Origin of the sequence: Methylobacterium sp. 1030, assembly GCF_040544715.1 — a bacterium.
In the GTDB taxonomy this organism is placed as follows: domain Bacteria; phylum Pseudomonadota; class Alphaproteobacteria; order Rhizobiales; family Beijerinckiaceae; genus Methylobacterium.
Genome location: NZ_JBEPKM010000003.1, coordinates 14,049 through 36,510, shown reverse-complemented (window position 1 = coordinate 36,510; position 22,462 = coordinate 14,049). Strand labels below are relative to the sequence as shown.

At 73.1% G+C, this 22,462-nt stretch carries 25 protein-coding genes; 16 read left to right on the top strand and 9 right to left on the bottom strand.

All coding sequences use genetic code 11. The annotated features are described in order from the left end of the window. The 3 genes from ABIC30_RS04705 to ABIC30_RS04695 all read right to left on the bottom strand — a co-directional run bounded on the left by ABIC30_RS04705 (position 1) and on the right by ABIC30_RS04695 (position 2,035). On the bottom strand, positions 1–516 hold the full coding sequence (locus tag ABIC30_RS04705; protein WP_012317649.1) for a GNAT family N-acetyltransferase: 516 nt from the start codon (positions 514–516) through the stop codon (positions 1–3). After that, the gene (gene tsaB, locus ABIC30_RS04700; RefSeq protein ID WP_026604975.1) at positions 513–1,187 is read right to left on the bottom strand and encodes a tRNA (adenosine(37)-N6)-threonylcarbamoyltransferase complex dimerization subunit type 1 TsaB; all 675 of its coding nucleotides are present in this window, start codon (positions 1,185–1,187) and stop codon (positions 513–515) included. Before tsaB ends, ABIC30_RS04705 begins: the two co-directional genes overlap by 4 nt. Positions 1,188–1,468: 281 nt before the next feature. Further along, on the bottom strand, positions 1,469–2,035 hold the full coding sequence (locus tag ABIC30_RS04695; RefSeq protein WP_020093462.1) for a NifU family protein: 567 nt from the start codon (positions 2,033–2,035) through the stop codon (positions 1,469–1,471). Between the two features lie 190 nt (positions 2,036–2,225). Between ABIC30_RS04695 and ABIC30_RS04690 the strand changes: the two genes are divergently transcribed. The 4 genes from ABIC30_RS04690 (at position 2,226) to ABIC30_RS04675 (ending at position 4,415) form a co-directional block, all read left to right on the top strand. Beyond that, positions 2,226–2,693, top strand: a complete 468-nt coding sequence (locus ABIC30_RS04690; RefSeq protein WP_354454251.1) for an atp-dependent helicase — start codon at positions 2,226–2,228, stop codon at positions 2,691–2,693. Between the two features lie 107 nt (positions 2,694–2,800). Continuing rightward, positions 2,801–3,199, top strand: coding sequence for a DUF2934 domain-containing protein (locus ABIC30_RS04685; RefSeq protein WP_354454249.1), 399 nt, complete (start codon positions 2,801–2,803; stop codon positions 3,197–3,199). Positions 3,200–3,353: 154 nt separating this feature from the next. After that, the gene (locus tag ABIC30_RS04680) at positions 3,354–4,019 is read left to right on the top strand and encodes an HAD family hydrolase (protein WP_354454247.1); all 666 of its coding nucleotides are present in this window, start codon (positions 3,354–3,356) and stop codon (positions 4,017–4,019) included. A gap of 189 nt (positions 4,020–4,208) precedes the next feature. After that, entirely contained in the window at positions 4,209–4,415 is a 207-nt protein-coding gene (locus ABIC30_RS04675) for a hypothetical protein (protein ID WP_354454246.1), read from the top strand. A gap of 15 nt (positions 4,416–4,430) precedes the next feature. On the opposite strand, the gene ABIC30_RS04670 is transcribed toward ABIC30_RS04675, so the two are convergent. From ABIC30_RS04670 to ABIC30_RS04660, 3 genes are all read right to left on the bottom strand, one after another. After that, positions 4,431–4,682 (bottom strand): hypothetical protein, encoded by a 252-nt coding sequence (locus ABIC30_RS04670; protein WP_376738925.1) that lies wholly within the window; start codon positions 4,680–4,682, stop codon positions 4,431–4,433. Positions 4,683–4,822: 140 nt separating this feature from the next. Next, positions 4,823–5,128 (bottom strand): hypothetical protein, encoded by a 306-nt coding sequence (locus ABIC30_RS04665; RefSeq protein WP_354454243.1) that lies wholly within the window; start codon positions 5,126–5,128, stop codon positions 4,823–4,825. A gap of 171 nt (positions 5,129–5,299) precedes the next feature. Then, positions 5,300–5,680: a DUF6481 family protein gene (locus ABIC30_RS04660; RefSeq protein WP_020093455.1), complete on the bottom strand. Its 381-nt coding sequence runs from the start codon at positions 5,678–5,680 to the stop codon at positions 5,300–5,302. Positions 5,681–6,447: 767 nt separating this feature from the next. Between ABIC30_RS04660 and ABIC30_RS04655 the strand changes: the two genes are divergently transcribed. The 9 genes from ABIC30_RS04655 (at position 6,448) to ABIC30_RS04615 (ending at position 15,663) form a co-directional block, all read left to right on the top strand. After that, positions 6,448–6,642 (top strand): AtzG-like protein, encoded by a 195-nt coding sequence (locus ABIC30_RS04655; protein ID WP_091680016.1) that lies wholly within the window; start codon positions 6,448–6,450, stop codon positions 6,640–6,642. Continuing rightward, positions 6,639–8,039 (top strand): AtzE family amidohydrolase, encoded by a 1,401-nt coding sequence (locus ABIC30_RS04650; protein WP_354454241.1) that lies wholly within the window; start codon positions 6,639–6,641, stop codon positions 8,037–8,039. The genes ABIC30_RS04655 and ABIC30_RS04650 overlap by 4 nt, the downstream gene beginning before the upstream one ends. Further along, complete coding sequence (gene hpxZ, locus ABIC30_RS04645) at positions 8,036–8,419, top strand: oxalurate catabolism protein HpxZ (protein ID WP_354454239.1); 384 nt, start codon at positions 8,036–8,038, stop codon at positions 8,417–8,419. The genes ABIC30_RS04650 and hpxZ overlap by 4 nt, the downstream gene beginning before the upstream one ends. Before the next feature lie 107 nt (positions 8,420–8,526). Then, on the top strand, positions 8,527–10,149 hold the full coding sequence (locus tag ABIC30_RS04640) for an ABC transporter substrate-binding protein (RefSeq protein ID WP_354454237.1): 1,623 nt from the start codon (positions 8,527–8,529) through the stop codon (positions 10,147–10,149). Between the two features lie 161 nt (positions 10,150–10,310). Further along, positions 10,311–11,264 carry an ABC transporter permease gene (locus ABIC30_RS04635; protein ID WP_056522601.1) on the top strand — a complete coding sequence of 318 codons (954 nt, stop codon included), beginning with the start codon at positions 10,311–10,313 and terminating at the stop codon, positions 11,262–11,264. A 14-nt stretch (positions 11,265–11,278) separates the two neighbouring features. Continuing rightward, positions 11,279–12,214 (top strand): ABC transporter permease, encoded by a 936-nt coding sequence (locus tag ABIC30_RS04630; protein WP_354454235.1) that lies wholly within the window; start codon positions 11,279–11,281, stop codon positions 12,212–12,214. Next, positions 12,211–13,266 (top strand): ABC transporter ATP-binding protein, encoded by a 1,056-nt coding sequence (locus ABIC30_RS04625; RefSeq protein WP_331326361.1) that lies wholly within the window; start codon positions 12,211–12,213, stop codon positions 13,264–13,266. Before ABIC30_RS04630 ends, ABIC30_RS04625 begins: the two co-directional genes overlap by 4 nt. 8 nt (positions 13,267–13,274) lie before the next feature. Further along, positions 13,275–14,300, top strand: a complete 1,026-nt coding sequence (locus ABIC30_RS04620) for an ABC transporter ATP-binding protein (RefSeq protein WP_354454233.1) — start codon at positions 13,275–13,277, stop codon at positions 14,298–14,300. A gap of 88 nt (positions 14,301–14,388) precedes the next feature. Then, positions 14,389–15,663 (top strand): hypothetical protein, encoded by a 1,275-nt coding sequence (locus tag ABIC30_RS04615; protein WP_331326359.1) that lies wholly within the window; start codon positions 14,389–14,391, stop codon positions 15,661–15,663. On the opposite strand, the gene pdxR is transcribed toward ABIC30_RS04615, so the two are convergent. Continuing rightward, positions 15,635–17,140 carry a MocR-like pyridoxine biosynthesis transcription factor PdxR gene (pdxR, locus tag ABIC30_RS04610; RefSeq protein ID WP_354454231.1) on the bottom strand — a complete coding sequence of 502 codons (1,506 nt, stop codon included), beginning with the start codon at positions 17,138–17,140 and terminating at the stop codon, positions 15,635–15,637. The two genes, ABIC30_RS04615 and pdxR, sit on opposite strands and share 29 nt — an antisense overlap. 98 nt (positions 17,141–17,238) lie before the next feature. Between pdxR and ABIC30_RS04605 the strand changes: the two genes are divergently transcribed. Both ABIC30_RS04605 and ABIC30_RS04600 read left to right on the top strand, forming a co-directional pair. Continuing rightward, the gene (locus ABIC30_RS04605) at positions 17,239–17,865 is read left to right on the top strand and encodes an FMN-binding negative transcriptional regulator (RefSeq protein WP_331326357.1); all 627 of its coding nucleotides are present in this window, start codon (positions 17,239–17,241) and stop codon (positions 17,863–17,865) included. Beyond that, positions 17,862–18,578 (top strand): GNAT family N-acetyltransferase, encoded by a 717-nt coding sequence (locus tag ABIC30_RS04600; protein ID WP_331326356.1) that lies wholly within the window; start codon positions 17,862–17,864, stop codon positions 18,576–18,578. The genes ABIC30_RS04605 and ABIC30_RS04600 overlap by 4 nt, the downstream gene beginning before the upstream one ends. Positions 18,579–18,584: 6 nt before the next feature. On the opposite strand, the gene ABIC30_RS04595 is transcribed toward ABIC30_RS04600, so the two are convergent. Both ABIC30_RS04595 and ABIC30_RS04590 read right to left on the bottom strand, forming a co-directional pair. Next, on the bottom strand, positions 18,585–20,132 hold the full coding sequence (locus ABIC30_RS04595) for a GMC family oxidoreductase (RefSeq protein ID WP_331326355.1): 1,548 nt from the start codon (positions 20,130–20,132) through the stop codon (positions 18,585–18,587). Next, entirely contained in the window at positions 20,129–21,556 is a 1,428-nt protein-coding gene (locus ABIC30_RS04590; protein WP_331326354.1) for an alpha/beta hydrolase, read from the bottom strand. The genes ABIC30_RS04595 and ABIC30_RS04590 overlap by 4 nt, the downstream gene beginning before the upstream one ends. Positions 21,557–21,681: 125 nt before the next feature. Between ABIC30_RS04590 and ABIC30_RS04585 the strand changes: the two genes are divergently transcribed. Further along, positions 21,682–22,434 carry a GNAT family N-acetyltransferase gene (locus tag ABIC30_RS04585; RefSeq protein ID WP_331326353.1) on the top strand — a complete coding sequence of 251 codons (753 nt, stop codon included), beginning with the start codon at positions 21,682–21,684 and terminating at the stop codon, positions 22,432–22,434. Positions 22,435–22,462: the final 28 nt, after the last annotated feature.

Here is a 22,462-nt window from a genome sequence, read left to right as displayed (position 1 = left end):
TCACAGGTCGGCGCTCATCGTCAGCGCGGTCGCCCGGCTGCCGTCGGCCTTGAGATAGTAGCCGGTGCGCGAACCGACCTGCCGGAAGCCGTGCCGGGCGTAGAGCCGCAGCGCGGGAGCGTTGCCCTCGTCGACCTCCAGATGCACCCGGGCGACGCCGTCGAGGGCGAGGCTCGCCAGGTGCTCGCGGAGCAGCTTGCGGCTGTGGCCGCCGCCGCGCAGAGCCGGGGACAGCACGACCGTCAGGATCTCGGCCTCGTCGGCGGCCCGGCGCGAGAGCACGAAGCCCTGGAGGACGCCCGCGCGCCAGAGGGCGTGCGCGTGGGTCGAGCGCTCGCAGAGCATCCGCTCGAACTCGTGCGCGTCCCAGGGCCGCGCGAAGGCGGTCGCGTGGAGGCGGGCGAGGGCAGGGGCCTGCGCGGCGTCGCGGAGCGGCGCGACGTAGGGCTCCGGGGTCAGCGCGTCCCACCACGCGAACCACCAGTCGAAGGGCCAGAAGGGCAGCGGGCGCGTCATCGCCGTGCGATCCGCGCGTGGTCCTGCGGCCGGGCATCCGGCCCCCGCAGGTAGAGGGGCCGCGCCAGGGCCTGCGCCGGGTCGGCGACGAGGCCGAGGGAGGCCACCGCCGCGATATCGGGACCGCCGACATGGGCGACGCGCGCCGCGACGCCGCGTGCGGCGAGCGCGGCGGCCAGCATCGGCGCGCCGGAGCCGGTCAGCACCACCGGGCCGTCGCCCAGCTGCTCGGCCGCCGCCTCGACGGCGAGATGCGCGGGCGCGAGGCCATCGCCCGGCCCGAGGGCCTGCACGTAGACGGCGCCGTGGCGGGCGTCGATCACCGCGGCGATCGTGCCCGCGACGGTGTCGGCCAGGAGCGGCGCGAGGAGCGCTGAGAGGGTGCCGACGCCGACGACGGGCTTGCCGGTCGAGAGGCCGATGGCGCGGGCCGCCGACAGGCCGACCCGCAGCCCGGTGTAGCTGCCGGGTCCGACCGTCACGGCGACCCGGTCGATCGCCTCAAATCCGCCCTCGACCCGGGCGATCACCCGCTCGATCAGCGGCAGCAGGGATTCCGCGTGGCCGCGCGCCATGGGCAGCGACTCGGCGGCGAGGGGCGCCTCGGACTCCTCCGCCATGACGCAGGCGGCGCAGGTGTCCAGCGCTGTGTCGATGGCCAGGATACGCACGCTCACTCCCACAGGCCGGTCCGCGCCGACGGTTGCCTCCCTGCGCCGCGACGGGCGCGAAGAGCCTCCAGCGTTAGAGCAAAACCGCCGCCTCGTCAGCGGCGGGGCGCCCGCACCGGGCGGATCACCGGTGGAGTGTTGCCGGCTTGCGCCGGTGCGCGCCCGCGGCCTCGGACGGGTCCGGCGCACCGGCCCCGCCGCGAAGGCGGGAGCCGGGGGGCAGCCGAGTGCCGTTCCGGCCCTCCGGCGTGCCGCCCGCACCGCGGCGCGGGCGCAAATCCTCAGATCGCCTGGACCTCGCGGATCTCCGGCAGGAAGTGCCGGAACAGGTTCTGCACGCCATGCCGCAGGGTCGCCGTGGAGGACGGGCAGCCCGAGCAGGCCCCCTTCATCTCCAGATAGACCACGCCCTCCTTGTAGCCGCGGAAGGTGATGTCGCCGCCATCGCCCGCCACCGCCGGGCGCACCCGGGTCTCGAGCAGGTCCTTGATGGTCACGACGGTGTCGTGGTCCGCCTCGTCGTAGAACTCGTCGCCCGGCTCGATCTCGCCGTGGCCGCCCTCGGCCATCACGGGCGCGCCGGACTGGAAGTGCTCCATGATCGCGCCGAGCACCGCCGGCTTGACCTGCGCCCAGTCCGAGCCGTCCTCGGCCTTGGTCACCGAGATGAAATCGTGGCCGAAATAGACGCCCGCCACGCCCGGGACGGTGAACAGCGCCGCGGCCAGGGGCGAGCGGGCGGCGGCCTCGGCGTCCCGCGCCTCGAAGGTCGATTCCGCCAGCACGACGCGGCCGGGCAGGAACTTCAGGGTGGCCGGGTTCGGCGTGGCTTCGGTCTGGATGAACATGGTGGCGATACTCCGCTGCGCCGGTTCAAGGCCGGCCGGGACAGGCGCCGCGAGGCGCCGCCTCCCATGTGGACCGGCGATCGGATTTTCTCAACCTGTCGTCCGGTCCCGCCGGCGCGCGAGAGTGGACATTCGGCCGACGGCGCGACAGGACGAACGCCGTCGAACGCCAGAGGAGCCGGCAGTGGACATGACCGCGGACCAGACCCTCGCGCAGGACTTGCTGAAGGATCTGCGCGAGGCCCAAGCCAAGCTGGACGCGGCGCGCGCGGAAGCGGCCTCGCTCAAGGTGCTGCTCGCGCTGCGCACGCATCAGCACGACCAGGCCTGGCAGGAGGGGCAGCGCCTCGCCGCGGCGCTCGCGGAGGCGCAGACCCGCGCGGAGGCGGCCACGACCGCGCGGGCCGAGACGCAGGTGGACGCGCAGGCGAACGCGGCCGCGTCCGAAGCCGCCGCGATGGCCGACGAGCGCACCGAGGCGGTCCGGATCGTCCTGGGCGCGGTCCTCGCCAGCATCGGACACCGCGCCCTCGACCGGCGGCGCTTCCAGGACCTGATCGCCCGGGCCGGCCGCGAGGCGCCGGATCAGGGTCCGGGCGCGGCCCGGCACGCCGTGCTGCTGACCGAGGCGCGGCGGGTGCTGGGGATCGCCCAGTAGGGCGGCCGGAAGCGTGCGCACCGCGACCGGTCGCCGGCGGCAGGGTTAACCGACGCTTAACCCAGCTCTCCCATCGTCGTCCCCGGGACGGACAGGAGATCGACCGCATGCTGATCAGCGAGCACCACGTGCGCGAGTGCGCCTACTACATCTGGGAGAACGAGGGCCGGATTCACGGGCACGCTGCGGCCCACTGGATCCGCGCCGAGTCCGAGCTGCGCGCGAACGCGATGCTCGCGGCCGCCGCGTCCGAGACGGTCGAGGCCGCCAAGCCCGTCGAGGCCGCCGCGAAGGCCGCGCCGGTGAAGACCGCCGCCAAGCCGGTCGCCAAGACCGCTGCCACCAAGGCCGCCATTGCCAAGCCCGCCGCTGCCAAGCCCGCCGCGTCGAAGACCGCCGCTGCCAAGCCCGCGGCCCCGAAGCCCGCCCGCGCCTCCAAGGCCGCGGTGACCGCCGGCCTCGCCGCCAAGGCGAAGCCTGCCCGGACCCCGGCCTCGATGCACTGAAGGGTCGGCGCCGCGGCGCCACCACGGCCTTTCCCGGAGCCCGCCCCTCGCGCAGGGGCGGGCTTCCGTCGTTCGTGGGCCCAGCGCGGAACAGGCCGGGCGCCGGCAGGTTGTCCGGCCTGATGCGGGCGCAGGGCTCCGCGACGGGGCTGCGATGCGCGCGGTGATCTTCGACATCGACGGGACGCTGCTCGACAGCGTCGACCTGCATGCCCGCGCCTGGGTGGAGGCCTTCGCGCATTTCGGCGTGGAAACCGGCTTCGCCGAAGTCCGCCGGCAGATCGGCAAGGGCGGCGACGAGCTGATGCCGGTCTTCCTGTCGGAGGAGCGGATCGCGCGGGAGGGCGAGACCATCGAGGCCTACCGCTCCGACCTGTTCAAACGGCGCTACCTGTCCGAGGTCCGGCCGTTCCCGGGTGTCCGGCCGCTGTTCGAGCACATCCGCTCCGCCGGGCTGAAGATCGCGCTCGCCTCGTCGGGCAAGCGCTCCGAGGTCGAGCACTACACCGAGATCCTGGAGATCGGCGACCTCGTCGACGTCGCCACGAGCTCGGACGACGCGGACCGGTCCAAGCCGCACCCCGACATCTTCGAGGCCGCCCTGGCGAAGCTCGACGGCGTCCCGCCCGACGCGATCATCGTCGTCGGCGACACCCCCTACGACGCCGAGGCCGCCGCGAAGGCGGGCCTGCGCACCGTCGGCCTCCTCTGCGGCGGCTTTCCGGAGGCGGACCTGAGGGCGGCCGGCTGCGCGGCGATCTACCGGGACCCCGAGGATCTGCTCGACCGATTCGCGGAGTCGCCGCTGGCGGGCCGCTGAGCGGCGGCCCGGCAAGCGGATTCCGCGGCGGGTCCGGCGTCGTCCACACATTCCCGCCACGCTGTTGCAGCGCGGTGACGCGGAGCGATGCCGGCTACGTATTCACGCGAAAAAGACTGGTGCCCGTCGATCGAAAGGCGTAGCGACCCGCCCGCCAATCTGGACTCCTTCGAAGGACGAGCGCCTCGCATGCCCCAGACTCACCAGGCCGGCCCGGCACCGCGCTTCCTACCGGTCGCCAAGTCGCTGCCGGAGCAGATCGCCGACGCGGTCGAGAGCCGGTCGACCCCGCTCAGCCAGCTGCTCCGCCTGATGGCCGCGCTCGATGCCGAAGGCGGGCACGAGGCCCTGCGGCTGCGGCTCCGCGCCCGGATCGGCGCGCCGCTCGACGCCTGACCCCCGCGTCGCGGGTCAATGCCGCCGGTGCCGATGGCGCCGGCCACCCCGCTTCGCCGCCGGTGCGGCCGCCTTCGCGACGCGGTCCATGCAGGCGAAGTAGATCCGGCGCCCGATCTCCTCGAGTTCGAGACCCTGCGGGTTGGGCGCCGAGAACACCTTCGCGCGGGCCTCGTTGCGGCAGGCCGCGTCCTCCGGGCTCCGGATCGGCGGCTCCGCGCGGGCGGCCCCGCCGGCCAGGGCCGAGACGATCCAAGTCGCTGCCACGATCGATACGCGCGTGCTTGCCAGGGTACTCGGCATACTAACGTTCGGACCTCACTCGCTCGAGACACAGATAGAGCGTCTCGATCACCCGTGAAGCTTGGTCAGAGTGCGGGCTCCGGCAATAATCGACAGCCTTCGCGTCAGGGCACGATCCAGCGGCACGGCCCCCCGCCGGCGACGGTCAGGCACTCGTAGGGCGCCCCGCCGATCAGGGCCCGCTGCTCCACGGTGCCGAGCGCGCTGCGCGGGATCCGCCGACAGCCGGACTCCGTGGGGGCGGGGCCACCGCTGCCCGAGGACGCGTCGATCCGCCGGGCGGCGATCAGCGTCTCGCAGGCCATCACCGAGTCCGCCCCCTGCGCGCGGGCCGTCCGGGGCGCGACGGCGCCGGACAGGGCGGCGAGGACGAGGACCGCGGGAAGAACCTGTCGGGATCGGGAAAGCATCGCGGCCTCGGCTGCCCGCGCCGGACGGGCGCGTCGCGGTTCGGCCGCCCTCAACGCGTTGCCGCGCGCGTTGGTTGCCGCGTGCGGACACGCCCCCCCGAACGCGACGACGCCCGCCTTGCGGGCGGGCGTCGTGGGCGTCCGAAGCTCGGGTGAGCCGACGGCCTGCGCTCAGCGCTTGGTCTTGACCTTCGCCTTGCGGGCCGCGTAGCGCGCGTCGCGCTGGGCCTTCTTGGCGGCCAGGTCGGCCGACTTACGCTCCTGCGCAGCGGCCAGCTCGGCGGCCTCGCGGGCGATCTGGGCGGCGAGTTCCGCCTCCTCCCGCTGACGCTTCTCCTCGGCGGCCTTCCGCTCGGCGGCGATCCGGGCGGCCTCGCGCTCGCGGGAGCGCTCCTCGCGGGCCTTGGCGACCTCGGCGCGGGCCTTCGCCTTGGCGATCACCTCGGGGTCGTCGGACGGGGGGCGCGCCTTGAACTTGGCCAGCAGGGCGGCCTTGGCGTTCTGCGAGTTCTGGCGACGGTCGTCGAAATTCCTGTAGTCGAATGCGCTCATCTGACCTTTCTCAGTTGGGTACGTCTCGCGTGTCGCGGGGACATCCGGCGGGGCCGGGCACGTACGGAGTCTGCAGGTTCCGACGCCATCCCCGCGCCCCGGAACCGCACCGATCCACCGGCTGTACCGATGGTCCGACCCGAGCGTTCGGCCTGCGTCTGAACGCTCGGGTCGGACCATTGTTCGAAGATCGCAGAGCCCTTAATCAGAGCTTCACGCGAGATGCAATCGGCGAGACCTGCGCAGGCGGCAGGTCCAGCGACAATCCCGGCCCACTCTGTAAGAGTTTCGACCCGCGGTGCGGAAATACCTCAGGCCGGCAGCCGGCAGAGGCTTCGGTGCTCGACAGGTGGGCGCGCATCCATCCCCTGGACTTGCCTGCCAGTCCTAGATGGGTCGCGCGCCGGGCGAAGACAAGATTCGTGTTCGCCCGGCGCCCGTCGCGCAGCTGTCCGCTGGACGCACCTATACTTCCATCGCAAAGCAGACCTGCAAAATCGACAGCGTATTCGTTGCCGGACCTTCGATCCCGCGAGGCGTCGCGATTCCGCTCCGGCGCGCGGCCATGCCCAGAAACGGCCCTTCCGCTGCCGCCTAATTCTTGTGCACGCGGATCGGAGCGCATCGAATCCATCGCCAGCACGTCCCTGCCTGCCTATGATCTAGGCACGCAGGCGCGCCGGTTCGCGGCACTGCGCGCGGGCTCGCGGCACAGGGCCTGCTTGCCGCGATCGATCGCGTCCCGAGCGATCGGCCTGAGGAGTTCCATGTCCGAGACCCGCCCCCCGTACGATCCCGAAAGCTACGCCGCGGCCGCGGCGGCCCTCCTCGGCCTCACCCTCGACCCCGCGTGGATCGCCCCGGTGACCGCGAATCTGCGCGTCCTGGCCGCGGCGGCCGAGCTGGTGGAGGCCTTCCAGCTCGCCGACGAGATCGACGCGGCCCCGAGGTTCGAAGCGTGAGCGCGAGCGATCCCTCGACGGCAACGGCGATCGCCGCAGCGATCGTCGATGGCCGGACCACCGCGCGGCAGGCCGTCACGGCGGCGCTCGACCGGATCGGGCGCCTCGACGACCGGGTCGGCGCGTTCACCGACGTGCTGTCCGCCCGCGCCCTGGCCCGGGCCGACGCGCAGGACGCGGCGCGCCGCGAGGGTGCGTCGCCGGGCCCGCTGGCCGGCGTGCCGTTCGCGGTGAAGAACCTGATCGACATCGACGGCCTGCCGACCCGCGCCGGATCGAAGATCAACCGGGAGCGGCCGCCGGCCGAGCGGGACGGCGCCCTGGTCCGGCGCCTGGAGGCCGCGGGGGCGATCCTCGTCGGCGCCCTCAACATGGGCGAGTACGCCTACGACTTCACCGGCGAGAACATCCACGACGGCGACGCCCACAACCCGCACGCCCTGGATCACATGACCGGCGGCTCGTCGGGCGGCTCGGGCGCGGCCCTCGCCGCCGGGATGGTGCCGCTGACCCTGGGCTCCGACACGAACGGCTCGATCCGCGTGCCCGCCGCCTTCTGCGGCTGCTTCGGGCTCAAGCCGACCTACGGCCGGCTGTCGCGCGCGGGGAGCTTCCCGTTCGTGGGCAGCCTGGACCACCTCGGGCCGATGGCCCGGAGCGTGACCGATCTCGCGCTCGCCTACGACGCCATGCAGGGCCCCGATCCGGACGATCCGGTGGCGACGCTCCGCCCGGCGGAGCCGGTCCTGCCGCGGCTCGAGGCGGGGATCGACGGCCTGCGCGTCGCGGTGGCCGGCGGCCATTTCGCCCGCAACGGCGATCCGGAAGCCTTCGCGGCGGTGGCGCGCGCCGCCGAGGCGCTCGGCGCGCGGCGCACCGTCGAGTTGCCGGAGGCCCACCGCGCTCGCGCGGCCGCCTACCTGATCACCGCCGCGGAGGGCGCCACGCTCCACCTCGACCGTCTCCGCACCCGGCCGCAGGATTTCGACCCGGCGGTGCGCGACCGGCTGATCGCCGGGGCGATGATCCCGGCGCCCCACGTGGAGCGGGCGCAGCGGTTCCGCCGCTGGTACCGGGCGCGGGTGCTGGAGCTGTTCGAGACCGTCGACGTGATCCTGGCCCCGGCCACGCCCTGCCGCGCGCCGAGGGGCGGCCAGACCCACTTCGTCCTCGACGGCGTGACGCTGCCGGTGCGCGCAAATATCGGGGTGTTCACGCAGCCGGTCAGCTTCATCGGCCTCCCGGTCGTGGCGGCGCCGGTCCGGCTCGACGCCGGTCTGCCGCTCGGCGTCCAGATCATCGCCGGCCCCTGGCGCGAGGATCTCGTCCTGCGCGCGGCGCGCCATCTCGAACGGACCGGCGTCAGCGCGGCGCCCATCGCGGAGCTTGACCGATGATCATCGACGATCCCGCCGTGAAGGCCGAGGTCGAGGCCGCGTTCCGGGCCTACGAGACGGCGCTCACCACCAACGACGTCCCGGCCCTGGAGGCGCTGTTCCGGGACGATCCGCTGACCAACCGCTACGGGATCGGCGAGAACCTCTACGGCATGGACGCGATCCGCGCCTTCCGCCGGGCCCGCTCCCCGGTGGGCCTGGAGCGGACCCTGGCGCGGACGCAGATCACCACCTACGGGCGCGACTTCGCCACCGCGATGACGCTGTTCACCCGCGCCAACGCGCCGGGGAAGATCGGTCGCCAGAGCCAGACCTGGGCGCGCTTCCCGGAGGGCTGGCGGGTGGTCGCCGCGCACGTGAGCCTGATCGACGCGGACTAGCCGCGGAGCGGCCCGCGCCCCGGCGGGGGCGTGTGGCCGCGGGCTTGCATACGGTCGAGCGTATTCCGCGCCGTCTGGCGCGGACCAACGCGAGTACCCGACCCAAGATGCTGTCCCGTCTGAGAAAACTCGGCGCCCGTGCGGCGCTGGCCGGCGCCCTGGCGCTCTCCGCGAGCACCGCTGCCCTCGCGCAGGGGACGCTGCGGATCGGCATGACCGCCTCCGACATCCCGCTGACCACCGGCCAGACAGACAACGGCGGCGAGGGCATGCGGTTCATGGGCTACACGGTCTATGACGGCCTCATCAACTGGGACCTGTCGAGCGCCGAGCTGGCCTCCGACCTCGTGCCGGGGCTCGCCACCAGCTGGGGCGTCGACGCCACCGACAAGACCAAGTGGACCTTCAAGCTCCGGCCGGGCGTGAAATTCCACGACGGCTCGGACTTCACCGCCGACGCGGTGGTCTGGAACCTCGACAAGCTCCTGAAGGCCGACGCGCCGCAATACGACCCGCGCCAGTCCGCGCAGGGCAAGACCCGCATCCCGGCCGTCGCGAGTTACCGGGTGGTCGACCCGCTGACCATCGAGATCACCACCAAGGCCCCCGACGCGACGCTGCCCTACCAGATCGCCTGGATCATGATGTCGTCGCCGGCCCAGTGGGAGAAGCTCGGCAAGTCCTGGGACGCCTTCGCCAAGCAGCCCTCGGGCACCGGCCCGTGGAAGCTGACCCTGTTCGCCCCGCGCGAGCGGGCCGAGATGGTCCCGTTCAAAGAGTACTGGGACAAGGACCGCGTGCCGAAGCTCGACAAGCTCGTGCTGATCCCGCTGCCGGAGGCCAACGCCCGGACGGCCGCCCTGCGCTCCGGTCAGGTCGACTGGATCGAGGCGCCGGCGCCTGACGCCGTGGCCTCGCTCAAGAGCGCCGGCTTCACCATCGTCACCAACGCCTACCCGCATAACTGGACGTGGCACCTGTCGCGGGTCGAGGGCTCGCCCTGGAACGACATCCGCGTCCGCAAGGCCGCGAACCTCGCCATCGACCGCGAGGGTCTGAAGGAGCTGCTCGGCGGCCTCGCGATCCCCGCCAAGGGCTTCATGCCGCCCGGCCACCAGTGGTTCGGCCACCCGACCTTCGACATCAAGTACGACCCGGAGGCCGCCAAGAAGCTGCTGGCCGAGGCGGGCTACAGCGCGGCCAAGCCCCTGAAGCTCAAGGTCGCGATCTCGGCCTCGGGCTCCGGCCAGATGCAGCCGCTGCCGATGAACGAGTTCGTGCAGCAGAACCTCGCCGACGTGGGCATCCAGGTCGATTACGAGGTCGTGGAGTGGAACACGCTGATCAACATCTGGCGGGCCGGGGCCAAGGCCGACATCTCCCGCGGCGTCTCGGCGATCAACTACTCGTACTTCATCCAAGACCCCTTCACCGGCTTCATCCGGCACCTGCAGTGCAACTTCGCCCCGCCGAACGGCACCAACTGGGGCTATTACTGCGATCCGGCGATGGACAAGCTGTTCGATCAGGTCCGCAACACCTTCGACAAGGCCGAGCAGACGAAGGTCCTGGAGAAGGTCCACGAGAAGTACGTCGACGACGCGCTGTTCATCATGATCACGCACGACGTCAATCCGCGCGCGATGAGCCCCAAGGTGAAGGGCTTCGTCCAGGCGCAGAACTGGTTCCAGGACTTCTCGAAGATTACGATGGCGACCGCGGGGCGGTAGCGTAACGGGGCGCCTCTCTCCTCCCCCCTTGTGGGGAGGAGCCGGAGGTGGGGGTGGTGCAGGATAGGGCGTTGCGCTGCCTCCTGAACCACCTCCACCCCTGACCCCTCCCCACAAGGGGGAGGGGAATAGTCTCGGCTGAGTAGACAACAGGCCCTTGAATGCTGCTCTACATCCTCAAACGGCTGGTCTACGTGACGCCCGTGGCGTTCGGGGTCAGCGTCGTCTGCTTCCTCCTCGTCCACCTCGCGCCGGGCGATCCCCTGAGCGCGGTCCTGCCCGCCGACGCCACCCAGGCCACCATCGACGAGATGCGGGCCGCCTACGGCTTCGATAAGCCGCTGCCGGTCCAGTACCTGATCTGGCTCTGGCACGTGCTGCACGGAGATCTCGGCACCTCCATCGCCACCGGCCGGCCGGTGCTCGGCGAGGTCAGCCGCGCCGTGGTGAACTCGCTGATCCTGGCCTCGGTGGCGACCGTGATCGGCTTCACCTTCGGCACCCTGTTCGGCTTCGTGGCGGGCTATCACCGCAACTCCCTGGCCGACCGGGCCGCCTCGGCCGTGTCGGTCTTCGGCGTGAGCGTGCCGCACTACTGGCTCGGCATGGTCCTGGTGATCGTGTTCTCGGCCAATCTCGGCTGGCTGCCGCCCACGGGGGCCGGGCCCGACGGCTCCGGCAACTGGCGGCCCGACTTCGAGCACCTGCGCTACCTGATCCTGCCGGCCATCACGATGTCGGTGATCCCGATGGGCATCATCGCCCGCACGGTCCGGGCGCTGGTGGCCGACATCCTGTCCCAGGACTTCGTCGAGGCCCTGCGCGCCAAGGGCATGGACGAGCGCGGCGTGTTCCGCCACGTCGTGCGCAACGCCGCCCCGACCGCGCTCGCCATCATGGGCCTGCAGCTCGGCTACCTGCTCGGCGGCTCGATCCTGGTCGAGACCGTGTTCGCGTGGCCGGGCACCGGCTTCCTTCTCAACGCCGCGATCTTCCAGCGCGACCTGCCCCTGCTCCAGGGCTCGATCCTCGTGCTGGCGATGTTCTTCGTGCTCCTCAACCTGCTGGTGGACGTGATGCAGACCGCCCTCGACCCGCGCATCGAGCGCGCTTGAGCCGGAGCCCGACGATGACCGTTCCCGTCACCGCGGCCTCCGTGGCCCTCGACGGCGGCGTCCTCGCCGCCGAGGACGTGACCCACGGGCCCGAGGCCGCCTTCGCCCCGTCGCGGGGCTTCTGGGGCCATGTCGGCCACCGGCTCGTGCGCGACCCCGTCGCCATGGGCGCGGGCGCCGTGATCCTGATCGTCGTGCTGATCGCGATCCTCTCGCCCTGGATCACCCCGATGGACCCCTACAAGGGCTCCATGCTGCGCCGCCTCAGGCACGTCGGCGACGCCACCTACTGGCTCGGATCCGACGAGCTCGGCCGCGACATGATCAGCCGGCTGATGCTGGGCTCGCGGCTGTCGCTGTTCATCGGCGTCACGCCGGTGCTGATCGCCTTCGTGATCGGCTCCGCGATCGGGATCCTCGCCGGCTACGTCGGCGGCTGGACCAACACGATCCTGATGCGCACCATCGACGTGTTCTTCGCCTTCCCGTCGGTGCTGCTGGCGATCGCGCTGTCCGGGGCGCTCGGCGCCGGCATCTTCAACTCGATCGTGTCGCTGACCTGCGTGTTCGTGCCCCAGATCGCCCGCGTCGCCGAGAGCGTCACCACGGGCATCCGCAGGCGCGACTACATCGACGCCGCCAAGCTGTCGGGCGCCTCGGCCCTGACGATCATGCGCGTGCAGGTGCTCGGCAACGTCGTCGGGCCGATCTTCGTCTACGCGACCAGCCTGATCTCGGTCTCGATGATCCTGGCCTCCGGCCTCTCGTTCCTCGGCCTCGGCGTGCGCCCGCCCGAGCCCGAATGGGGCCTGATGCTTAACACTCTGCGCACGGCGATCTACGTCAATCCGGTCGTGGCCGCCCTCCCGGGCGTCTGCATCTTCGTCGTCTCGATCGCCTTCAACCTGTTCTCGGACGGGCTCCGGTCCGCCATGGAGATTCGCCAGTGAGCGTCATCCCGGACGCCCCCGACCCGTTCGCCCGCGACCGCGGCGGACCCGGCCAGCCGCTCCTGTCGGTCTCCGGCCTCGTCAAGCACTTCCCGGTTCGCAAGGCCGGGGGCAAGAAGCAGGTCGTCCGCGCCGTCGACGGCGTCGACTTCGATGTCCTGAAGGGCGAGACGCTCGGCATCGTCGGCGAATCCGGCTGCGGGAAGTCGACGACCGCCAAGCTGCTCATGGGCCTGATCGAGCGCGATTCCGGCACCATGCTGTACGACGGCCAGCCGGTCGGCGAGCGCGCCATGCCCTGGCGGTCCTACCGCCGCCAAGCCCAGATGGTGTTCCAGGACAGCTACGCGTCCCTCAACCCGCGCATGACCGTCGAGCAGTCGATCGCCTTCGGCCCGAAGGTCAACGGCGTGCCCGCCCGCGAGGCGGTGGAGCGCGCCCGCGGGCTGCTCGCCCGGGTCGGGCTGGAGCCGAAGCGCTTCGCCGGCCGCTACCCGCACGAGATCTCCGGCGGCCAGCGCCAGCGGGTGAACATCGCCCGCTCGCTCGCCCTGGAGCCGCGGCTGGTGCTCCTCGACGAGGCGGTCTCGGCGCTGGACAAGTCGGTGGAGGCGCAGGTCCTGAACCTGCTCCTCGACCTCAAGGCCGAGTTCGGCCTGACCTACATCTTCATCAGCCACGACCTGAACGTCGTCCGCTTCATCTCCGACCGGGTGATGGTGATGTATCTCGGCCGGGTCTCCGAGATCGGCCCGTCCGACACGGTGCTCGACGCGCCGGCGCACCCCTACACCGAGGCGCTGCTCGCCTCGATGCCGTCGCTCGATCCCGACAACCGCACTCAGGCGGCGCTGCTCGCGGGCGACCCGCCGAACCCGATCGACCCGCCGTCGGGCTGTCGCTTCCACCCGCGCTGCGCCCTGGCGGAGGACGTCTGCGGCCGGACGGAGCCTCCGCTCGACACGATCCGGCCGCTGCACCGCGTCGCCTGCCTCGCCCGCCAGCCGGGTTCCGGCCATTCCGCGGCGCCCGCGGGCGCGCTGGCAGCATGAGCACCCCGATGTCCGGTTCAGAACCCGCGGTCGCCCTGGAGAACCTGCGCGTCGCCTTCGGCAAGGTGCAGGTCGTCGACGGCGTCGACCTGAGCCTGGAGCGCGGGCAGGCGCTGGCGCTCATCGGCGAATCCGGCTCCGGCAAGAGCGTGACCCTGCGGGCGATCCTGCGGCTGTTCCCGGAGGGGCGCAGCCGGATCGAGGGCGGCATCCGGGCCGCCGGCAAGGACGTGCAGGCGCTGACCCGGCGCCAGCTCGCCGATTTCCGCGGCGGCGACGTCTCGATGATCTTCCAGGAGCCGCTGCTCGCCTTCGACCCGGTCTACACGGTCGGCCGGCAGATCACCGAGGCGATCCTGCGCCACGAGACGATCTCCAAGGACGAAGCCCGCAAGCGCGCGCTCGCCCTGTTCGAGCGGGTGCGGATCCCGAGCCCGGAGCGGCGGCTCGACAACTACCCGCACGAGATGTCGGGGGGCATGCGCCAGCGGGCCATGATCGCGCTGGCGCTGGCCTGCCGGCCGCAGGTCCTGCTCGCCGACGAGCCGACCACGGCGCTCGACGCCACGGTGCAGATCCAGGTGCTGCTGCTGCTCCGCGAGCTGCAGCGCGACCTCGGCCTGTCGATCGTGATCGTCACCCACGATCTCGGCGCGGCGGTCGAGGTCGCCGACCGGATCGCCGTGATGTACGCGGGCAAGATCGTCGAGACCGGCACGGCGCATCAGGTGGTCCTGAACCCGCACCATCCCTACACGATCGGCCTGCTGCGCAGCCGGGCCGAGGGGGCGCTCGCCAAGGGCTCCCGGCTCCAGACCATCCCGGGCAGCCCGCCCGACCTCGCCAACCGCCCGCCGGGCTGCCCGTTCGCGCCGCGCTGCTTCCTGGCGGAAGAACGCTGCCGCCGGGAGATGCCGCCGGTCGCCGAGATCGCCCCGGGCCACCGCGTCGCCTGCTGGCGGACCGAGGAGGCCTCGGCGGCCTACCGGGCCGGCCCGACCCCGGTGCGCGCCGCCGAGCCGGTCCCGGCCTGACCTCGACGCCCCCGCGCCGAGGCTTTATCCGGCTCGGCGCGGGCCCGCGGCGGCGGACCGCGTCCGAACCGGCCGCGCGGGCGTCACGATGAGCCAAGTCCTATCCGGGCCAGTCCTATCCGGGCCAGTCCCGTCCGAGATCCTGCTCGTCCCCCGGGGCGAGGCCGGGCACTTCCTGCCGGCGGCCCTCGGCTGGCTGGGCAAGCGGGTCACCGTCACCGCCCAACCCGGCCCGGCGAACCACGTCCTCTGCCTGCCGGTCCTCGATTTCGTGCGTCTGGGCTTCCCGGAGGCGAACGGGCGCCTCGACCTCCTCGAACCGGGGGACGCCGAGAACCTTCGCGCCGGGCGCGCCGCGCTGCTCCTCGACCTCTCGAACGAGGGGCCGGGCCTGCACGCGCCGACCTTCGAAGCGCTGCACCGGAACCTCGAAGACCGCGGGATCCCGCGCGAGCGGGTGATCCTGGTCACGCAGAACCGGCTGCTGCGGCTCGACTACGAGCGCCTCTACGGCGAGGGCCTGCGGTTCTGGACCTTCGAGTTCTTCCCGCTCCAGGTCGCCCTCTGGCTGGACGACGCCGAGGGTCCGCGGCTCTTCCCCCAGCACCTCCTCGACCGCACCGGCTACGCGCCCTTCGCCCGCGCCGCCGGCCCGGCCCGGTTCCTCTGCCAGAACGCGGCCCTGCGCTGGCACCGGGTGCTGCTCTACCGCTGGTTCCAGCTCAACGGGCTGGACCGGGACGGGCTGATCTCCTTCCACGGCATCGGCGAGGACAACCCGAAGGCGGGCGGCATCGACGTCTTCCACGCCCCGCCGGAGATCGAGGCGGCCTTCGGGCCGCTGCTCGCCGATGTCGGCAGTTGGATCCCGCGCCGGGCGCGGCGGATCGATGCCGATCAGGGCACCGACATGGTCATGACCCTCGACACCCAGGCCTACGCGGCGTGCGACCTGACCGTCATCTCGGAGACCGATTTCTTCGAGCCGGGCGTCGAGCGGATCACCGAGAAGTCGATCAAGGCGGCAGCGACGGGCCTGCCCTTCGTGACGGTGGGCGCGCCGCGCGCCGTCGCGCGGCTGTCCGAGCTGGGCTTCGAGACCTTCGGCGGCCTGATCGACCACCACTACGACCTCGTGTCCGACCCGGCCGAGCGCCTGCCGCTCGTGTTCCGGTCGATCGAGCGCGCCTGGGCCGCGTGCCGGGACGACCGGGCGCGCTGGCACCGCCTCGCCCGCGAGCAGGCCGAGGCCAACGTGGCCCACGCGCGGCGCGGATTGCTGCCGCAGTACGAGCGAGTGATGGTCGCGCCGCTGATCGAGCGGCTGAACCGGTTCATGGAGACGGGCGCGATCCTCCACTGAACGCCGCCCGCAGGACCTCCGCCATGCGCCGCACCGCCGGCTCGATCGCCCGCTCGGGCACGGCGGCGTAGCCGAGGAGCAGGCCCGGCTCCGCCGGACCGGCATGGTAGGCCGAGAGCGCGACCGCCGAGATCCCCGCGCGGCCGAGCGCCGCCGCGGCGGCCACGTCGGTGAGGGCCGGGCGCCAGGCCGGCCCCGGCCGGGCGATGACGTGCATCCCACCCTCCATCGCGGCGATCGCCGCGACGTCCCCGGCGTGGCGGCGCGCGGCCTCGATCAGCGCCTCCTGGCGCAGGGCGTAGAGGCGGCGCGTCCGGCGCAGATGGCCGGCGAGGTGGCCGTCCTCGATGAAGCGCGCCAGCGCCCACTGGCCGATCCCGGGCGGGGCGGGACCGGTCTCGGCCAGCGCCTGATTGACCGGCGCGACGAGGCCGCGGGGCAGGACGAGGTAGCTCAGGCCGAGGGCGGGCAGCAGCAGCTTCGAGAAGCTGCCGACGTAGATCACCCGGCCGCCGCGATCGAGGGCGCGCAGCGGCGCGAGCGGGCGTCCGGCATAGCGGTAGGCGCCGTCGTAATCGTCCTCCACGATCCAGCCCGAGACCGCTTCGGCCCAGGCCAGAAGGTCGAGGCGGTTCTCCAGGCTCATGGCGTGCCCGAGGGGGTAATGGTGGGCCGGCGTCACCACCGCGAGCCGCGCGCCGGGCGCTCCTGCGGCGGCCAGGGCCACCGACAGGCCCCCGGGAGCGACCGGGACGGGGATGGGGTTCAGGCCGGCGCCGGCGAGGGCCTGCGCGATGCCCGGGAAGCCGGGCTCCTCCACCAGGGCGGTCTCGCCGGGATCGAGGAGCAGCTCGGCGAGCAGGCGCAGGCTCTGTCGGATACCCGCGGTGACGATGACGTCGTCGGCCTCGCAGGCGACGCCGCGCGCCTGCGCCAGGTAGGCGGCGATGGCGCCGCGCAGGGCCGGCGAGCCGCGCGGGTCCGGCCGCTCGGTCGGGCCGTGGCGCCACTCGGCCTGGAGCAGGCGACCCCAGACCTCGAAGGGGAAAGCGTCCTGCGCCGGCCGGCCCAGCGCGAAGGCGTCGGGCACGCCCGGACCCGCCATGTAGCGCCGGCTCGAAGCGGACACGAGGCGGGTGCTCCGACGGGACAGGGTCGGGGCCGGCTCGTCCCCCGGGCGTCGGAGCGGGCCGGGCGCGGGCAGCGCGTCGTCCGGCAGGGTCGCGGCGACGCGCGTCGCGGAGCCCGGCCGCGCCGTCAGGTAGCCCTCCGCGGTCAGCTGCTCCAGCGCCAGGACGACGGTCCCGCGCGCGCAGCCGAGGTCGGCGGCCAGGACCCGCGAGGCCGGGAGCCGGGCCCCGCGCGGCAGCCGGCGCTCGAGGATCGCCGCGCGCAGGCCCTCCCGGAGCTGCGCGTGCAGCGGCGCCGCGGCCGCGGTGTCGAGGGTGAGCGTCAGGGGCAGGGGAGCCCGGGCCATGCGGCAAACTGGTCCAGTCGCGGTGCGAGAATTGGACCTTTCGCCTGGACCGCCGAACGGTCAAGCCCGGATCCGCAAGATCGCCGCAGGACAGGCCCATGTACCAGCCGCCCCATTTCCGGGACGATTCACGCGCCGCGCAGCACGCGCTGATCCGCGCCAACCCCCTCGGCCTGCTGGTGACCGCCGGCGCGGGTGGCCTGACCGCCAACCCGATCCCGTTCCTCTTGGACGACGACGGTCCCCACGGGGTGCTGCGGGCGCATCTCGCCCGCGCCAACCCGCAGGGTCAGGATCTCGCCGCGACGGAGGAGTGCCTGATCGTGTTCCAGGGGCCGCAGGGCTACGTCACGCCGAGCTGGTACGCGAGCAAGCGCGAGCACGGCCGGGTGGTCCCGACCTGGAACTACGCCACCGTCCATGCCTGGGGCCGGCCGCGGATGATCGAGGATACGGACTGGCTCGGGCGCCAGATCGCCGACCTCACCGCCCTGCGCGAGGCGTCCCGGGCCGAGCCGTGGGCGGTCGCGGACGCGCCGGCGCCGTTCGTCGCCGCGCAGGTTCGGGGCATCATCGGCATCGAGATTCCGATCACGCGGGTCGAGGGGAAGTGGAAGATGAGCCAGAACAGGCCCGAGGCCGACCGGCACGGGGTCATCGCGGGGCTGCGCGCCGAGGGCGAGGCGGGCCTCGCCGGGCTGGTCGCCGAGCGGAGCGGGCTGTGAGCGCGCGCCTCAACGGCTTCGGCCAGCCCGTCGGCCCGGCGCTGCCGGACTGGAGCCCGCGCCCGCGGCCGCCGCGCACGCCCCTGGAGGGCCGCTTCTGCCGGCTCGTGCCGCTCGACGCCGCGGCGCACGCGGACGCACTCTACGCCACCTACAGGGCCGCCCCCGACACGCGCGGTTGGACCTATCTCGGCGACGAGATGCCGGAGAGCGCGGAGACCTACCGGGCGCGCCTCGCGCGGCAGCAGACGAGCGAGGACCCGTTGTTCCACGCGATCCTGGATCCCGAGAGCGGCGACGCCCTCGGGATCGCCTCGTATCTCCGGATCGATCCCGCCAACGGCGTGATCGAGGTCGGCCACCTCCACTTCGGCCCCCGGCTGCAGCGGGCGCCCGCCGCCACGGAGGCCATGGCGCTGATGATGGCCCGAGCCTTCGACGAACTCGGCTACCGGCGCTACGAGTGGAAATGCGACAGCCTCAACGCCCCGTCCCGGGCGGCGGCGCTGCGGCTCGGCTTCACCTTCGAGGGCATCTTCCGCAACGCCGTGGTGGTGAAGGGCCGCTCCCGCGACACGGCGTGGTTCTCCATCACCGATACCGAGTGGCCGCGAGTCCGCGCCGGCTTCGCGGCGTGGCTCGACCCGTCGAACTTCGACGGGGCGGGTCGCCAGCGGCGCGGGCTCGCGGACCTGCGCGCCGCCGCGGGCTGAGCCGGCTCAGGGGCCGCCGGCCAGGAACGCCTCCGCGCTGCGCAGGCTGAGCGCCATGATGGTCAGGGCCGGGTTCGCCGCGAGCGAGCTCGGGAAGGTCGAGCCGTCGCAGATCCACAGGTTGTCGATGTCGAAGCTGCGGCCGTGCGGGTCGACGACGGCGCTCGTCCCGTCGCGGCCCATCCGGCAGGTCCCGAGCGTGTGGGCGACGCGCTCCAGCACCCAGACGTCGTCAGCCCCCGCCTCCTCCCAGAGACCGCGCATGACCTTGGTGGCGTGCGCGTTGAGGCGGTTCTCGTTGGTGCTGTAGCCGAAGCTGATATGGGCCTTGCGCATCCCGTGCGCGTCGGTCTCGTCGGCGAGGGTCAGCACGTTGGCGTCGCAGGGCAGCGTCTCGCCGTTGATGCCGATGCCGGCGAAGTGGTTGTAGCGGTCGAGGTAGTCGAGCAGCGGCTGCCCCCACAGGCCGCGCCCCCGCGCCGCCGAGTTGCCGAAGGTCAACGGCACCACGCCGAGGCTCTGGATCAGGTAGCCGCCGGCGAAGTCGGCACCGGCGCGGATGAAGTCCTCGGTGATCAGCGAGGACGGATAGCCCCGGTTCATGCGCACCTCGTGGTCGAAGGTGCCCCAGACCTGGGTCGCCACGTGCCCCATGTAGTTGCGCCCGATCTGGCCGCTGGAATTGGCCAGGCCGAGATGGAGCAGCAGGCGCGGCGTCTCGACCGCCCCGGCGCAGAGGAAGACGGCGCCGCAGCGCTGCCGCCGCTCCGCGCCGTCCTGCCGGTAGACCACGCCGGTGATCCGGCCGTCGGCGCCCCGCTCCAGGCCGTGGACGAAGGCCTCGGCCCGGATCTCGGCACCGTGGGCGACCGCGTAGGGCAGGTAGGTCACGTCCATGCTGGCCTTGGCGCCCGTGCGGCAGCCCTGGTGGCAGTAGCCGCAATTGATGCAGGCGTTGCGGCGGGGCCCGTCCTCGGACTGGAAGTCCCGCGAGACCACGGCGGCGGGCGCGTCCGCCCACCGGATGCCGCGGGCCTCGCAGGCCCGCGCCATGATCTGCGCCGGCCCGTTCCGCGGGACCGGGGGCAAGGGATAACGGCGGCCGGCATCCCACGGATAGCTCTGCGCGCCGGAGACGCCGAGGAAGCGCTCGACCCGCTCGTAGAACGGGAGCAGGTCCTCGTAGGACAGTGGCCAGTCGACCCCTTCGCCGCTCTCCGTGTGCAGTCGGAGGTCGCGGGCGTCGGCCCGTGGCACGAAGGCGCCCCAGTGCAGCGTCGAGCCGCCGACGCCGGTCCCGCTGTTGTTCGCCCCGAAGGCCTCCGGGGTCGAGCCGCCACTCAGCCGCTCCTCGGTCCAGTAGATCTCGTCGGCCAGCGTCTCGTCGAAGGCGAAGCGCTCCGGAGTGAAGTTCGGTCCGGCCTCCAGGGCCACGACCTTCAGCCCCGCCGCGGCGAAGCGCGCGACGAGCGGCGCGCCGCCGGCGCCGGTCCCCACCACGACCGCGTCGACGGCCTCGTCCGCGCGGTAGGTCCGCATCCCCGCGAGGTTCATCGTCCCGCCTCCGTCCGCAGCGCCCGCGGCTCCCAGGGTTCCGGCGCGTCGAGTCCGACGGCGTGGAAGCCCGGCAGGCCGTCCGCGATCTCGCCCGGCCGGTCGCCGCCGGCACCGATGCCCGAGAAGCCGATCCGCGCCAGGGCCGCCGGGTGGCCGAGCCAGAGTCGGACCGCGTCGGCGCGGAGATCCTCGAACCAGAACCGCATCCGGTCGGCGTCGAGGTGGCCGCCGAGGCTCTCCGGAACCTTCAGCGCGGCGCGCGCGCACAGGGTGAGCAGCCCGTCCTGCTCGGCCGCGTCGAGGGTCACGAACGGGCGGTTGCGGGCGATGCGGGCGGCGGCGTCGAGCGTCCGAAGGGCGGCGCGGTAGGCCTCCGCGTCCGGCGGCAGGGCCGAGAAGCGCCAGCCGTCCCCGTCGCCGGAGGAAAGCCGCCGGTCGAGGCGGCCGGCCAGATCGAGGTGCGGCACCGGCACGACGCGGGCGAGGGCGGCCCGCAGGATCGCGAGTTCCACCGGGTCGAGGGCCGCCGGCCGATAGGCGGGATCGCCCGGCGCGGCGCGCTCCGTGAGCGCCTCACGGAGGCGGCTGTTCACGCGCTCGGAGGCGATCAGCGCCGCGTAGTCCGGCGGCACCGCCGGGCCGGCCTCGACGGGCGGCCGGGGCCGGTCACCGAGATGGGCGCGCAGGTGGTCGGCCAGGGCCGCGGGCCGCTCCAGCGGCAGGAGGTGGCCGACGCCGTCGACGGTGACGAGACGATGGTGCGCGAGGTGGGGCGCCGTGAGGGCCCGCTGCGCGTCAGGCCCGAGGTCGGCATCCTCGGACCCCGCGAGGACCAGCGCCGGGGTGCGCAGGACGCCGACCCGGCGGCACCAATCCTCGTTGGCGCCCTCCTCGAGCCAGGCTTTCCAGGCGGCCGGCTCGGCCCGCAGGACATCGGCCACCGCCCGCGCCTCGCTCTCGGGATCCAGGCCGTCGCCCACGTTGGCGCGCACGAAGGCCTCGGCCTCGCGGCGCCGGGTCTCGGGATCCGCGTCGATCCAAGCGAGCATGTCGGCGCGCCGGTCCTCCGGGATCGGCTCCGGGCTCGGCGGCGAGCCGGAGACCAGGACGAGGTCGGTGAGCCCCGCCAGCCCCGCCTCGCCATCCTCGGCCCGGCGCGCGAGCGCCAGCGCCACCTTGGCCCCCATGCTGTGGCCGGCAATCGCGTAGCGCGCCGGAGCCCGCGCGCGGATGGCCTCGGCCACGCGATCGGCCATGGCGGCGACGGAGTAGCCCGGCGTGCCGGCGGCATCGCCGAAGCCCGGCAAGTCTACGGGCACGCAAGTCAACGGCGTCCCGTCGAGGGCGCGCGCGAGACGCTCCCAGCTTCGGGCACTTCCGCCCAGAAAGTGCAGGCAGAACAGGACTTCGGGCTCGGACATCGGCGAGACATCGCGCGGCGCCGGAATGCTTCAAGCGTACGCGACGCCGCATGGCCGAAGTCTTGTCTCGGACTCATTGGCCGAGTCGTGGCCGCGTGCGATCAGGAGCATCGGAGGAGGCGGCGATGGCGGATCTCGAACAGGCCTGGCGCGTGGAGGAGGCCTGCCTCAACGCCTGGCCGAGCTCGCGCGAGCTCCTGGTCCACGGCTACCTGCTGCGCGCCGCCGGCGGCCGCTCGAAGCGGCAGAATTCCGTGAACCCCATGCGCGGGAGCGGCGCGCCCGGACCGGCCATCGCGGCGGCGCGCGCGATCTACGGCCGCCTGGGGCAGCGCCCGATCTTCCGCGTGCCGGCCATCGCCCCGCAGATGGAGCCGCTCCTCGTCGGCGGCGATTACGATGTGGTCGACGAAACCTGCACGCTGATCCGCGGTCTCGACGACCTGCCGATTGCGCCCGATCCGGCCGTGGCGGTCGCCGCGGCGCCCGGGCCGGACTGGCTGGCCCTGCGCGACGCGGTGAACCGCGCGGATGAAGCGGCCGCGCGGGTGTTCCGCGACACCGTAGCCGCCCTGGCCCTGCCGCGGGCCTTCGCGGCGGCAGCGGCCGAGGGGGGCATCGGCGCCATCGCCTTCGGGGTGCTCGACCGGGAGCTGATGGTCATCGAGGCGGTGGCGACGCCCGAACCCCTGCGCGGCCGCGGCCATGCCCGGCGCGCGGTCGGCGCGCTGCTGCGCTGGGGCCGCGGGGAGGGCGCCCGGGCCGCCTGCCTGCAGGTCGTGGCCGCGAACACGCCGGCGCGGGCGCTCTACAGCGCCCTCGGATTCGAGCGCGAACTGTACCGCTATCACTACCGGGTCGGACCGGAGCCCGGCTGAGACGCGGGGGGTCGCGGGCCGGCCCTTA